The organism is Agromyces laixinhei (assembly GCF_006337065.1).
GTDB lineage: Bacteria > Actinomycetota > Actinomycetes > Actinomycetales > Microbacteriaceae > Agromyces > Agromyces laixinhei.
Window position 1 is genome coordinate 87212 of the sequence record NZ_CP040872.1, and the last position, 11474, is coordinate 98685.

An 11474-nucleotide genomic window follows, 5' to 3' on the forward strand; every position below is an offset into this window, starting at 1 on the left:
CGCGGCATCCGCTCGACCGCTCAGGTCTCGCGAACGACGTCGGCGGGCGACTCGTCGGGTCGAAGGCCTCGCCAGCGCGGATGCCGCGCCACCCCGGTGCTCGTCCAGTCGCCGAGCTCGATCTCGCCGACGAGGGCGGGGCGCACCCACACCGCATCGTTCATGTCGGCCGCGGGAACCTGCACGAAGGGCGACTCAGGCTGCTCGAGAGGGCGCAGCGTGGTGAGCAGCCGCTCGAGCTCGCGCTCGCCGAGGCCGGAACCGACACGGCCGGCGTACTCGAGCCTCAGACCCTCGGTGCTGGTGCGCCCGGAGCCCGCACGCTCGCGGTCGGCGTCGCTCGGGATCCCGACGAGCAGCGAACGGATGCGCCCCGTGCGCGTGCCGATGCCGCGTCGGTAGCCGCCGATCACGACCTCCTGCGTGCGGGTGAGCTTGAGTTTCAGCCAGTCGTTGCTTCGGGCACCCGGCCGGTACCGGGAGTCGGGTCGTTTCGCGACGAGACCCTCGAGTCCGAGCCGGCGGCTCTCCTCGAGCGCTTCGGCCGGGCTGCCGCTCGTCGGCGCAGGCACCTCGACCGGCACGCCGCGCCGAACCCGCACGAGACCGGCGAGCCGCGCGCGTCGCTCGCGGTAGGGCTCGTCGACGACGGGTCGGCCGTCGACCTCGAGCACGTCGAAGAGCAGCAGCCGCACGGGCACGGATGCCGCGACGCGCTCGACCTCGCGCGGCTTCGTGAGATTCATCCGATGCTGCAGGCGACCGAAATCGGGGCGACCGTCGGCATCGAGCGCGACGATCTCGCCGTCGAGGAGTGCTTCGCCGCGAACGACTGCCGGCAGCGCGGCGAGCTCAGGGTAGCGCGCGGTGATGTCGACCCCGTTGCGGCTGAGCAGTCGCACTCCCCCGGCCTCGACGCGGGCGAGCACCCGGATGCCGTCCCACTTCCACTCGATCGCCCAGTCCTCGCCCGCGAGCATGCCGAGGGTCGACGCGGTGGCGAGCATGGGACGCTGCGTGATCTGGCCGACGACGCCGTCCGCTCGCGGCACCGGCGCTGCTGCCGGCACCGGCGCTGCTGCCTGCGCTGCCGCCGCCTGCGGCGGTTCCTCGTGGCGCACGGTCTGGTCCTTCATGCGATGCAGCAGCCACGAGCTCTTCTCGCCCTGCCCGTCGGTGCGGATCAGCGCGAGTCGCACCTGGCCGCCGAGCGGCCCGCCCGGTCGTCCGTCGATGTCGATGATGATCTCGTCGTCGCGCCACTTCTCGGCCGCGTAGGTGCCCGCATCCCAGATCGTCATCGCGCCGGCGCCGTACTCTCCCTTCGGGATAGTGCCCTCGAACGCGGCGTACTCCATCGGGTGGTCCTCGGTCTGCACTGCCAGGTGGTTCGTGCCCGAGCTCTCCGGCACGCCCTTCGGCACGGCCCAACTCTTCAGCACCCCGTCGCGCTCGAGGCGCAGGTCGAAGTGCAGGCGCCTCGCGCGGTGCTCCTGGATCACGAAGCGCGGCTCGCCCGGGCTCGCCTCACCCCACGCCGACTCCGGCATGGGTTCTGGCGTGGCCGTGGCGCTTCGCATCGACAGGTACTGCGTGAGCGGTCCGCCGTGCGAACGCTCGGTGATCGCACGCATCGGGTCATCCGACGCCGCGACCCGTTCGAGCACTTCGGATGCCTCGAGCTGACGGAGCCCTGCGTCGTCGAGTTCCTCCCAGGTACGCGGCGCCGCGACCGTCGGGCGCGGTCGCCCGCGCAGCGAGTATGGCGCGATCGTCGTCTTCTTTCCGTTGTTCTGGCTCCAGTCGATGAGCACCCGGCCCGTTCTCAGGGTCTTGCGCATGCTCGAGACGACGAGCTCGGGGTGATCGGCCTCGAGCGCCCGCGCGAGCTCGTGCGCCACAGCTGAGACCTGGTCCGAACTCTGCGATCCGTCGAGCGCCGCGTACAGGTGAATGCCCTTGCTGCCGCTCGTCACGGGCACCGCCTCGAGGCCCATACCGGCGATGAGGTCGCGCACGAGTCGCGCGACCTCGGCGCACTCTGCGAGCCCCATGCCGTCACCGGGGTCGAGATCGAAGACCATGCGATCGGGATTCGCCGGCTCCCCGGCGGCATCGAAGCGCCACTGCGGCACGTGCAGCTCGAGTGCCGCCTGCTGCGCGAGCCAGACGAGCGTCGCCCGGTCGCCGGCGATCGGATACGCCTTGTCACCGTCGGAGTGATGCTGGATGCCGCGGCGCACCCACTCGGGCGCGTGGTCGGCGAGGTTCTTCTCGAAGAACGGCTGCTCAGGGGCATCCGCTGTGCCGACACCGTGCACCCAGCGTTTGCGGGTGACCGGACGCCCGGCGACGAGGGGCACCATGGCAGCGGCGATCTCCGCGTAATAGGAGATCACCTCGCCCTTCGTCATGCCCGTCTCGGGATACATGACCTTGTCGAGGTTCGTCAGCCGCAGGCGGCGGCCGTCGACCTCGACGAGTTGGCGCGTGCCGTCGGCCATCCCCCCATCATGCCGGTGTCGGCACCGGATCACGAGAACCTCGAGGGGTATCGCGCACGTATGCCCCTGGTGTGTACTGGAGGCATGCGAGCCGTCTGGAAGGGCGCGGTCACATTCGGCCTGGTCAATGTGCCCGTCAAGCTGTACAGCGCCACCGAAGACCACGACGTGTCACTGCATCAGGTGCACGACGAAGACGGGGGGCGCATCAGGTACCAGCGCAAGTGCGAGGTCTGCGGCAAGGTCGTCGACTACAAGAACATCGACAAGGCCTACGACGACGGCGAGCAGACCGTCGTCATCACCGACGCCGACCTCAAGGCGCTGCCCGCCGAGCGCAGCCGCGAGATCGAGGTCGTCGAGTTCGTGCCGAGCGAGCAGCTCGACCCGATCATGTTCGATCGCAGCTACTACCTCGAGCCCGACTCGGCGTCGTCGAAGGCGTACGTGCTGCTGCGTGAGACCCTCGAGTCCACCGACCGCACCGCGATCGTGCAGATGGCGCTGCGGCAGAAGACACGCCTCGCGGCGTTGCGGGTGCACGGCGACGTGCTCATGGTGCAGACCCTGCTCTGGAGCGACGAGGTGCGTGCCGCCGAGTTCGCCTCGCTCGACGAGCCGGTGAAGATCTCGGCGAAAGAGCTCGACCTCTCGAAACAGCTCGTCGAGAGCCTCGTCTCCGACTTCGACCCCGAGCAGTACGTCGATGAGTACCAGCAGGAGCTGCGCACCCTCATCTCGGCCAAGCTCGAGCAGGGCGAGGGCATCGACACCGCCGCGACCTTCGGCGAAGAGCCCGAGGAGGAAGCCGGCGGCGAGGTCATCGACCTCATGGAGGCGCTGCGTCAGTCGGTCGCCGCGAAGCGCGAGGCGGGCGGCGCCACGGGCACGAGCTCTGGCGCGGGTTCGAAGGGCACGAGTTCGAAGGGCACGAGTTCGAAGGGCACGAGCTCGAAGGGAACGAAGAAGAAGTCGACCTCGAAGTCATCGGATTCGCCGAAGAAGGCCGCCGGCACGCGAAAGCGCGCGGCGTCCGAGTGAACGGATGCCGCGCGCTCGACCCGCGCGGTCGGACTCGACGCCTTCGCGGCTGACCGCCGAGCGCCGAGCGATCGGCGATCGCTACTCCGCGGCGCACACCTCGGTGACCTTGATCGCCGCGGCCTGGATGCCCTCGGCCTGTGCTGTCTGCGCGTCGGCGTCGACCTCGGCGCCGGCCTCGACCTCGGCCTCGGTGGGCACCGTCTCGGCCCAGTCGCTCGCGGCGTCGATCTTCTCGTCGAGGGCATCGAGCGCGTCTGCGACGGCCGAGTCGTCGGCGGCCTCCTCACCGAGGGCATCGACACGCTCGGAGAGCGCGTCGAGGGAGGACGCGAGTTCTGCCGGGTCCGAAACGGCCAGGATCGCGTTCTGCGCCCCGTTCGAGATGTCGCGCGCCTCGACGCGAACGACCTCGCAGGAGTCGGCCGATGGGCTCGCCTCGGTGCCGCCGCTTGTGGCGCAGCCCGAGAGAAGCAGCGCGCCCGCGAAGACGAGCGCCGTTGAAGTGATGATTCGTCGCATGTGCAATGCCCCCTGATCGTGTGACCAGAAGAGTCTACTCGCGGGGCGCAAGCGCACCGCCGAAACCTCTGATCGGGATCAGACCACGACCGGCCGATGTCACAAATCAGCCGCTTCAGCCGTCGTATGTGCAGGACCCGAGATCGGCGTCCTCCAGACGAGGGGAAGAGATCATGTGGCTGAAACGCCCGACGCACCACCGGGCGGTGCACGAGTTCCGCGACGCGGCCGAGAGCGGTGACGCCGAACGGCTTTCGGCGCTGCTTGACCCCGAGGTCGCGGTCGTCGTCGACAGCGGAGACCGGCAACATCCTGCGATCAGAGTCGTGAGAGGCGCCTACGAAGCGGTCGCACTGCTCATGCACGGAATGGCGGCCAGATCGGGCGTCGTCATCGAAGAGCGTGCCGTCAACGCGCAGGCCGGGCTCATGCTCAACCGCGGCGATGAAGCCGTCGCCGCGATGACCGTCGACTTCACCGGAGGGCTCATCAGCGTGGTGTGGATCCGCTTGCAACCCGTGCAGCTGCGGCACTGGAACGAGGTGTGACGGGGGCCGCCCCGAGGTCGATCAGCGTCGAGGACCGGATTCAGAACAGCGTCCAGCCGCGTCACAGGGCGGAACTGAGACGGCCCAGGATGTCGGCGAGGGGTTCTGCCGTTGCCGATCGGTACCCGGTGCCGGCCCAGAGGTGGGCGCCCTGCGGGTCGCCGGCTGCCACAGCGGCCTTGCGCAACGGGCCGGTCAGGTGGTGCAGCGCCGGGTACCCGGCAGGCGCGGACTCTCCGAAACGGTCGGTGAAGGAGTTTCGGAGGGCTCGGGCCGGGCGACCGGTGAAGGCACGGGTCACGACCGTCGAATCGAACGCGGGGTTCGCGAGAGCAGTCCTGTGCGTCTCGGATGCTCCGCTCTCGTCAGCACGAAGCAGAAGCGTGCCGACAGAGACGGCCGTGGCCCCCGCATGCAACGCGGCGGCAACGTCGGCGCTCGATGCGATGCCGCCCGCACCGATGACGGGGATCGACGCCACGGCGGCGACTCGGGCAACGAGCTCGGTGAGCGGAATCGCTGCCGGCATCTGCAACGGCGTCAGCGTTCCGGAGTGCCCGCCGGCGGCCGTCGCCTGCACCACGAGCACGTCGACCCCGGCCTCCGCGGCCAGCCGGGCTTCCGCAGCAGACGTCACCGTCTGAACGGCGATGGTGCCCGCCCTCCGGAAAGCGGCAACCTCTCGGCTCGACGGGATCCCGAAGGTGAAGCTGACGACGGGAACCGGCTCGGTCAGCAGGAGGGAGACCTTCTCGTTCCACAGGTCATCGTCTTCGCGCAGTTCGATCGCGCTGAGGTCGAGGTCGTAGCGGTCAGCCTCCGGCTGGAGCAACCGGGCGTAGGCCCGATATTCGTTCGGCGTGATCGGTATCGGGTTCGGGGCGAACAGGTTCACGCCGAAGGCGACACCCGTGGCTCTTGCCGCGGCGACCTGCTCGGCGAGCGCGTCGGCGGTCTTGTACCCGGCGGCGACGAAGCCGAGACCACCCGCTCGGCCTGCCGCTTCGACGAGCTCAGGCGTCGACGGCCCGCCCGCCATCGGTGCCGCCAGAATCGGCGCTGCGACACCGATCTCCGTGATCGGTGATCGTGAAATCTGAACCCCCAAGAGCGGAGACGAGGGGATTTGAACCCCTGGTCCCCTTACGGGGACTCCACCTTAGCAGGGTGGTGCACTCGGCCGGACTATGCGACGTCTCCTCGCATGTGCTCGTGCGCACACGCGACAGCCATCATAACCCGGCGACCGTCTGAACGACGATTCCGAGAATCCACCGCCCGACGAACACCCCGGTGTCGCCCGAACTGGGGGTACTTGAGATGCTCGCCGTCTCTCGCGGACCCACCCGCATCGTCTTAGAGTTGGCGCTGTTCACACTTGTGGTGAATGCCATTCATACCGAGATGGAAACGTGGTTTGGGGACCATGGGGGACACTTCGTACGTTCTCGCGGTCGACATCGGCACGAGCCGCGTGGCAGCGGCGACTGCCAGGGTCGAGCGAGACGGAAGCTTCAGCGCCACGCCCTTCGCGCTGGGGCGCAACGGCGACTGCGTCGCGACCGTCGTCTTCGTGTCGGACGACGGCGATCTGCTGTTCGGCGATGCCGCCGAACGGCGAGGTGTCGCCCAACCCGAGCGCCTCGTGCGCGAGTTCAAGCGCAGCATCGGCGATGACATTCCGCTCGTGGTGGGCGGGCGCTCCCTGGCGCCCGAGCTGCTGTATGCAGAGACCTTCGCGTCGGTCGTCGCCGCCGTCACGGAACGCATGGGCTCGCGGCCCGAATCGATCTCGCTCACGCATCCGACGGCCTGGGGGGCGCACCGCCTCGGCCTGATCCGAGCGGCACTCGCCCGTCTCGGCGTCGACGACGTGTCCATGATCACCGAGCCCGAGGCGGCTGCACGACAGTACGAGGCGACGCGGCCGCTCGAGCCCGGGCAGTCGATCGCGGTGTACGACCTGGGCGGAGGCACGTTCGACTCCGTGGTGCTGCGCAAAGGCGCGGACTCGGAGTTCACGCTCGTCGGCGACCCCGCAGGTCTCGACGACCTGGGCGGCGCGAACTTCGACGACGACGTCTTCCGGCACGTCATCTCGGTCTCCGGTCTGGACGTCTCCGCCCTGTCCGTCGATGACCCCGATACCCGCATGGCCCTCTCCAGGCTGCGCCGGGAGTCGATCGACGCGAAAGAGGCGCTCTCGTTCGATTCGGATGCCACGATCCCGGTGCTGATGCCGCAGAGCCGCTCGACCGTGCGCCTGACCCGCTCGGAGTTCGAGCACATGATCGACGGGGCGCTCGACACGACGCTGGGCGTGCTCGAGACCGCGATCGACTCCGCCGACCTGACCGCCGATCAGCTCGAAGCGATCCTCCTCATCGGGGGTTCGTCGCGGATTCCACTCGTCGCCCAGCGCCTGTCGGAGCGGTTCGACCGACCGCTGGCCGTCGATGCAGACCCCAAGGCCTCCATCGCCCTGGGTGCGGCGCGTACCGTGCTCGGCCAGCAGGCCCAACGCAACGCCGCCGCCGCAGCACTCGTGCCGGTGGCGTTCGAGGTCGCAGCCGACGATGCCGACGTGGAGACCGAGGCAGAGGTGGCGGAGGGGCGCGGGCTCGTGCTCGCGCGCATCACCGGGGCCTTCGCTCTCGCCCGCCCCGCGCCGAACGGCCCCGTGTCGACCCGAGCGCGCCGCGGATCGCCGTGGCTGCTGGCGGGCGCCGTCGCGCTGATCTCAGGGGCCATCATCTTCGGCGGCACGATGGCCGCGGGCACGCGGATGTACGACTACGACACTGCCGCATCCTCCGACGGCGACAACGCGTCCGACCCGACGGTGGCGTCACTGCCCGCCGGCCCCGCGGCGAAGGCGTTCGTTCCGTTCGCGCAGGTGTACCCCGTGGTCTCGCCAGTCGTCGATCCGGGCGTGTTCAGGCGGGCCGATGACTCCGGCGACGCCAAGCCGCCGAGTGCACGACCCAGCCCGAGCGATGAGCGCTCACCGGCTCCGCGCGCGGCGGGGCCGCGCAACGCGCCGCCGGCCGCAACGCCGCCGTCGGGTCAGGCCGACAACACGCCGCTGCCCCCCGAAGACACGGTCCTTCCTCCCGAACCCACGACTCCGCCCGCGACGGAGCCGCCCACCCCAGCCCCCACCACCGAAACTCCCGCACCCGAACCGCCCGCCCCAGCCCCCACCACCGAAACTCCCGCACCCGAACCGCCGCCCCAGCCCCCACGACCGAAACACCCGCACCCGAGCCCGAGCCACCCGCACCCTCCACGGAGACACCCGCGTCCGCACCCGCAACGACCACCGAGACCGCCTGATCAGGCGCCGAGGAGCGGCCCACGCCAATGACCTCCCTACACGTGTCGAGCACCGTGCTCTCCGAGACCGAGCCTCCCTTCGTCGGGGAGCGTCAGGTGCGCCCGGCGGTAGATGCGATCGTCGCACCGTGGGCCGAGTTCCCCCGCGCGATCGTCGTGGGCAACGCCGGTTCCGGCAAGTCGACCGTGCTGCGTCATCTGCATCGCAAGCTCGCGGCAGATGATCGTGATGCGAGCCTGCTCGCCGGCACCGACCTGGACGTCACGCGCGTCCCCGGGTCGCATGTGCTCCTGGTCGATGATCTGCACCTGATGAGCGCCGCGCAGCTCGAAGGCGTGCGAATTCGCTCGAACGATCCCGCTGCCGCGCTCGTGGTGGCGAGCCGCCCGTGGCCGGCGTCCGACGCCCTGACCGCGATCTCGCGACGACTCGAGCAGACGCGACCGGCGATCGTCCTCGGCCATGTCTCGCGGTCCGACGTGCTCACCTTTCTCGAGACCCGCGACGAACGGCTCTCGAATCGTTGCCTCGATCACATCCTCCTGGCCACCGGCGGCGTGTCATGGCTCGTGACCGAGGCGCTGGCCGCGCACGACGAGCGCGACTGCGTCGACGACGAGGAGCACCGCGAACTCGCCCGCATCCTCGAGGAGCGGATCGCACACCGGCTCGACACCGTCGACTCCGACCTGCGCCGAACGATCGAGGTGCTCGCCATCGTCGGCGGGCGCTCGCGACCGATCGTCGGAACCCCCGAGCACAGCGATGAGAGCATCATGAAGGGATACGCCGAGGGCCTGTTGACGCGCAACGGCCAGCCGGTGCCGCTCGTGCGTGCCACCATCAGGGCGACGATCCCCGCACGGCGCATCATCGATGTGAGCAGCAGCCTGGCGGAGGTCATCGCGCGCTCCGCAGGGTCGGATGACTCCGGAAACGACGATTGGGCGGGCCTCATCGGCGATCCGCAGGTCGGCGCTGCGCTCGTGCAGCACGGCGATGGAATGCTGGAGGACCACCCGCGCCGGGCGCTCGAGCTCTATGGCGCGGCACTCGACTCCGGTGTCGACCCGGCGAGTATCGCTGCGCGTCGCGCGCAGGCGGCGTGGGCGGCGAACGATCTCGATGCCGCCGGCGCGCTCATCGATGCGGCACCGGCCCGCAGCACCGACCGCGACCGGCTGGCGGATGTCGCAGCTGCGACCTGGGCCGGCCGCGGCATGATGGAACAGGCGTCGGCCGTGTACCGCGCGACGCGGCCCGGCGACCCCGATTCGAGAGTGCGGGCGATGATCGCCGAGTACGGCGTGGGCGAGTTCGACGAGGCGACCGAGATCGCCCACGAGTTCGCCGCCGCCGGCAGCACCGGCACGCCGACGGCACTGGGCGTTTCGATGCAGTTGCTCGGTCGCGGTCTCGCCGCCTCGGTCGCCCGTGAGGCCGCACCGGCGTTGCTCGTCGATCTGGTGCGCGCGTCGGAGATGTACACGTCCTCCCGCACCTCCGCGGCGATCCCCGAGTTGCCGGCCGTCATCGCGGCGACGGTCGCGATGAACCTCGGCGACCTTGCGACCGCGCACTCCGTGATCGACGACGCGATCGCCGGCAGGCAGGGCGGCGAATGGGCGCGGCAGCGACTGCTGCTCTGGCGTGCGTGGGTCGCGGTGCAGCGAGCCTGGCCCGCCGAGGCGCGCGAGTCGCTCGCGCGGGCGCTCGATTGTGCACCGGCCCTGTCGCCACGTGACGCATTGCTCGCCCATGCGGTGCAGGTTGCGATCGCACGCCGGTACGAGGATGCAGCCGGCCTCGAGGCCGCTTGGCGTCAGGCCCGACCGAGCATCCTTCGCACCGAGATCGACCTCTACCTGTTGCTTCCGCTGGTCGAACTCGTCTGCTCGGCGGCGAAGGTGGGCGACTCCGAGCACGTCGAGTCGCACGTGGCCCGCGGCTTCGAGATCGTCGAAGGGCTCGGAGCACCCGCGCTGTGGTCGGCCCAACTGCGTTGGGCGGGCATCCAGCAGGGCATCCTGCTGAATCGGCCCGACGATCTCACCCCGCACGCGCACGCACTGGTGGCAGCGGCCCCGACGAGCCGCATCGCCGCAGTCATGGCGAAGGCCGGCAGGGTGTGGACGTCGGTGCTCGCCGGCACGGTGAACGCCGACGCCGTCGAGAGTTCCGCCCGGGGTCTCGCCTCGGCAGGACTCGCCTGGGACGCGGCACGCCTGGCCGGGCACGGCGCCGCACGCACCACCGACCGAAAGGTCGCCGCCCGTCTGTTGTCGTGTGCGCGCGACCTGCACCCCAACGAGGCCGCACGCCGGCCCGCGGCATCCGCAACCGAGGCGTCACCGGCCCCGGCGCAGTCTGCTCCTGGCACCGAAGTGCTGAGCGATCGCGAACTCGAGGTCGCCAGACTCGTGCTGCAGGGCAAGACCTACGCCGAGATCGGCGAGACCATCTTCATCTCGCCCCGCACTGCCGAGCACCATATCGCTCACATCCGTCGCCGTCTCGGCGCGTCGTCGCGTTCCGAGGTGATCGCCAAACTGCGAGTGCTGATCGAGGAATCGGGCACTGCAGAAGGCGTGTCGGCGGCCGGGGGCGGGAACACGGACGCACCCCCCTAGGGCCCCCGCGCGACGTTCGGGGATAGCCCCGATGCCACGCCGGGCACGACCGGCATACGTTGGGAACAGACCAGCTTCGTACTTGCGTGAATCTCGCCTATCGACCGCTGAGGAGTCGACATGAACACACCGGTAACGACCATCGCCGACGCGTTGATCGCATTCATCCTGAGTCTTCTCCGCGACCCCGAGGCGGCCGAGCAGTTCAACGCGACACCAGAGAAGGTCATCGCCGAGAACGGCCTGCAGAACGCCTGCGCCGCAGACGTGAAGGCGGTCGCACCGGTGGTCATCGACGACCCGACGGTGGTCGCGAAGGCGATGGTGCCGGCGCGGCCCGTCGAACCGAACGAACCGAACGAGGTCGTCAACGAGATCTCCCGCATCATCAACCAGTTCACCACCACGATCGACAACCGAGCGACGATCATCGACCAGTCGACGAACCAGAACATCTGGGCCGGCGGCGATGTGACGCAGATCTTCGATCAGGAGGCCGTCGTGGCATCCGGCGACAACGCCGTCGCGGCAGGCAACGATGCTTCGGTCGACGCCTCCGACTCCACGATCACGACGGGCGACATCGCGGTGGGCAACACCAGCGGCTCGCACAACACGACGGGCGAGACGCCGGTCGACGACGCGACCACGCCCGCACCCGACGCAGGCGCGGACGCCCCGGTCGACACGGTGACCGAGACCCCGGTCACGGATGTCGCGGCCGCACCTGTCGAGCAGGCCGTCGACGCGACCGTCGAGGCGACCGAGCCCTTGATGGCGGACCTCACCGAGACGGAGTCGTACAGCGCCGACGAGCCCCTCACAGCGCCGGAGCCCGAGCCGTACGCCGAAGATCTGACCGAGGAGCCGTGACCTGCGATACGTGACGGAG

The 11474-nt window shown here is 69.8% G+C and carries 8 protein-coding genes and 1 tRNA gene; 5 read left to right on the forward strand and 4 right to left on the reverse strand.

The features are described from left to right. Positions 1–20: 20 nt before the first annotated feature. Complete coding sequence (locus tag FHG54_RS00470) at positions 21–2504, reverse strand: ATP-dependent DNA ligase (protein ID WP_139415412.1); 2484 nt, start codon at positions 2502–2504, stop codon at positions 21–23. Positions 2505–2588: 84 nt separating this feature from the next. Between FHG54_RS00470 and ku the strand changes: the two genes are divergently transcribed. Beyond that, the gene (ku, locus tag FHG54_RS00475; protein WP_139415413.1) at positions 2589–3545 is read left to right on the forward strand and encodes a non-homologous end joining protein Ku; all 957 of its coding nucleotides are present in this window, start codon (positions 2589–2591) and stop codon (positions 3543–3545) included. Between the two features lie 81 nt (positions 3546–3626). Here ku and FHG54_RS00480 read toward each other — a convergent pair whose 3' ends face one another. Continuing rightward, the gene (locus tag FHG54_RS00480) at positions 3627–4067 is read right to left on the reverse strand and encodes a hypothetical protein (RefSeq protein ID WP_139415414.1); all 441 of its coding nucleotides are present in this window, start codon (positions 4065–4067) and stop codon (positions 3627–3629) included. A gap of 173 nt (positions 4068–4240) precedes the next feature. On the opposite strand from FHG54_RS00480, the gene FHG54_RS00485 reads away from it, so the two are divergent. Next, positions 4241–4615 (forward strand): sigma-70 family RNA polymerase sigma factor family protein, encoded by a 375-nt coding sequence (locus FHG54_RS00485; RefSeq protein ID WP_139415415.1) that lies wholly within the window; start codon positions 4241–4243, stop codon positions 4613–4615. A gap of 61 nt (positions 4616–4676) precedes the next feature. On the opposite strand, the gene FHG54_RS00490 is transcribed toward FHG54_RS00485, so the two are convergent. Both FHG54_RS00490 and FHG54_RS00495 read right to left on the reverse strand, forming a co-directional pair. Then, the gene (locus FHG54_RS00490) at positions 4677–5723 is read right to left on the reverse strand and encodes a nitronate monooxygenase (protein ID WP_233437818.1); all 1047 of its coding nucleotides are present in this window, start codon (positions 5721–5723) and stop codon (positions 4677–4679) included. 3 nt (positions 5724–5726) lie between these two features. Then, positions 5727–5815 (reverse strand) — tRNA-Ser (locus FHG54_RS00495). Positions 5816–6041: 226 nt separating this feature from the next. Here FHG54_RS00495 and FHG54_RS16195 point away from each other — a divergent pair. The 3 genes from FHG54_RS16195 to FHG54_RS00515 all read left to right on the forward strand — a co-directional run bounded on the left by FHG54_RS16195 (position 6042) and on the right by FHG54_RS00515 (position 11455). Then, positions 6042–7982: an Hsp70 family protein gene (locus tag FHG54_RS16195; RefSeq protein ID WP_168197044.1), complete on the forward strand. Its 1941-nt coding sequence runs from the start codon at positions 6042–6044 to the stop codon at positions 7980–7982. After that, entirely contained in the window at positions 7979–10582 is a 2604-nt protein-coding gene (locus FHG54_RS00510) for a LuxR C-terminal-related transcriptional regulator (RefSeq protein WP_139415416.1), read from the forward strand. Before FHG54_RS16195 ends, FHG54_RS00510 begins: the two co-directional genes overlap by 4 nt. Positions 10583–10702: 120 nt before the next feature. After that, the gene (locus tag FHG54_RS00515; RefSeq protein ID WP_139415417.1) at positions 10703–11455 is read left to right on the forward strand and encodes an IniB N-terminal domain-containing protein; all 753 of its coding nucleotides are present in this window, start codon (positions 10703–10705) and stop codon (positions 11453–11455) included. Positions 11456–11474 lie beyond the last annotated feature (19 nt).

What these genes read in the sequence shown, in the direction of transcription:
- FHG54_RS00515 (WP_139415417.1), top strand. Translation starts at nt 10,703, where the DNA reads ATGAACACACCGGTAACGACCATCGCCGACGCGTTGATCGCATTCATC.
- FHG54_RS00480 (WP_139415414.1), bottom strand. Translation starts at nt 4,067, where the DNA reads ATGCGACGAATCATCACTTCAACGGCGCTCGTCTTCGCGGGCGCGCTG.
- FHG54_RS00510 (WP_139415416.1), top strand. Translation starts at nt 7,979, where the DNA reads ATGACCTCCCTACACGTGTCGAGCACCGTGCTCTCCGAGACCGAGCCT.
- FHG54_RS16195 (WP_168197044.1), top strand. Translation starts at nt 6,042, where the DNA reads ATGGGGGACACTTCGTACGTTCTCGCGGTCGACATCGGCACGAGCCGC.
- FHG54_RS00485 (WP_139415415.1), top strand. Translation starts at nt 4,241, where the DNA reads ATGTGGCTGAAACGCCCGACGCACCACCGGGCGGTGCACGAGTTCCGC.
- ku (WP_139415413.1), top strand. Translation starts at nt 2,589, where the DNA reads ATGCGAGCCGTCTGGAAGGGCGCGGTCACATTCGGCCTGGTCAATGTG.
- FHG54_RS00470 (WP_139415412.1), bottom strand. Translation starts at nt 2,504, where the DNA reads ATGGCCGACGGCACGCGCCAACTCGTCGAGGTCGACGGCCGCCGCCTG.